The sequence below is a fragment of the Leisingera sp. F5 genome (assembly GCF_001593695.1).
This window is the reverse complement of record NZ_LUKH01001345.1, coordinates 1-1,096: the sequence shown is the minus strand read 5'-3', so window position 1 is coordinate 1,096 and position 1,096 is coordinate 1. Positions and strand designations below refer to the sequence as shown.

The 1,096-nt window shown below is 61.7% G+C and carries 3 protein-coding genes; all 3 read right to left on the bottom strand.

Annotated elements, in window-relative coordinates; all coding sequences use genetic code 11:
* Nucleotides 1-373, bottom strand: a 373-nt coding sequence (locus A2I95_RS41305) for a TerB family tellurite resistance protein (RefSeq protein WP_291738072.1), incomplete at its 3' end; no start/stop codon positions are given.
* A gap of 41 nt (nucleotides 374-414) precedes the next feature.
* Nucleotides 415-708 carry a DUF1330 domain-containing protein gene (locus tag A2I95_RS41300; RefSeq protein ID WP_291738071.1) on the bottom strand — a complete coding sequence of 98 codons (294 nt, stop codon included), beginning with the start codon at nucleotides 706-708 and terminating at the stop codon, nucleotides 415-417.
* A 185-nt stretch (nucleotides 709-893) separates the two neighbouring features.
* On the bottom strand, nucleotides 894-1,096 hold a 203-nt coding region (locus A2I95_RS41295), incomplete at its 5' end, for a hypothetical protein (protein WP_291738070.1).

Here is a 1,096-nt window from a genome sequence, read left to right as displayed (position 1 = left end):
GGGCCTCTTCGACGATGGTGACTTCGCCCGCGTGCTCGTTGCCGTCGGCCAGCACCACCTCCCACAGCGCGTCCATCGCCGCCAGCCGTTCCTCCAGCCCGGTGGTCTCGCGGATCAGCCGCCCGAAGGTGTCGGTTTCCGGCGCCGCAGCATGCAGCTTTTCGCAGGTGGCGCGCACCTTGGCGGCCTCGATCGCATTGTGCTGGTAGAGCCGGGCCAGGATCCGGTCGATCAGGCTGATTTCCTCCAGCTGGTAATCGCGGTCGGACTGCGCCACCCGCACCAGCAGGGCACCCAGGGCCAATTCGGCATCCGGGTCCGGCAATCCGGGGCGCTCAGTCGGGCGGAACGCTTGGAAGAATTTCTTAAGCAGCGGCATCAGCAGACCTCGGTCAAAGCGGCTGGGCGGGCGGGTTAACCGCCGTACCCTTCGATGATTTGCATATCACCCGACGAGACCAGATCGCGAAAGGCCTTGGCGTCCTGATAAGCCATGGAATCATAGCAGGCTTTTGCAGTTTCGAAATCCTTGAATTCAAGGACAACAGTGCGCGATCGGAACGCGCCTTCGCGTACCTCGCGCTCGCCGCCGCGGATCAGGAACTTTGCACCGAACTCGGCCAGCACTGGTTTGGCTGCATTCTTATAGTCCTCATAGCGCTCCATGTCCTGCACATCTACATGGGCCACCCAGTATCCTTTGGGCATGGGCTGCGGCCTCCCTTCTTTTTATGGTTGAGTGCAGGCTGATACAAAAGCGCGGCAATGACAATGGGGCGGTTGTTAAGAATTTCCCCGTTCCGCGGGAATTTGCGCCCGGTTCAATGGTTTGCCACGGAATGCAAAACGCCCGCCGGAGAGGGCGGGCGTTTGAAACATGCTTAACAGCCGGCTCAGCCGATCTCAGCCAGGCGCGCCAGGGCTTCCTTGATCTTGGCTTCTTCTTCCTCGCGCAGGCGGAGGTTCTCGCGGGCTTCGGCAACCACATCTTCCGGGGCCGAGGCCGCGAATTTCGGGTTGTTCAGCCGTCCGCGCAGCCCCCCCAGTTCCTTGGCCAGCTTACCCAGCGTTTTCTCCAGCCGCGCCTTTTCGGCAT

Bases quoted from the DNA above. Each gene is read 5' to 3' on its own strand.
- A2I95_RS41300 (WP_291738071.1), bottom strand. From the start codon at position 708: ATGCCCAAAGGATACTGGGTGGCCCATGTAGATGTGCAGGACATGGAG.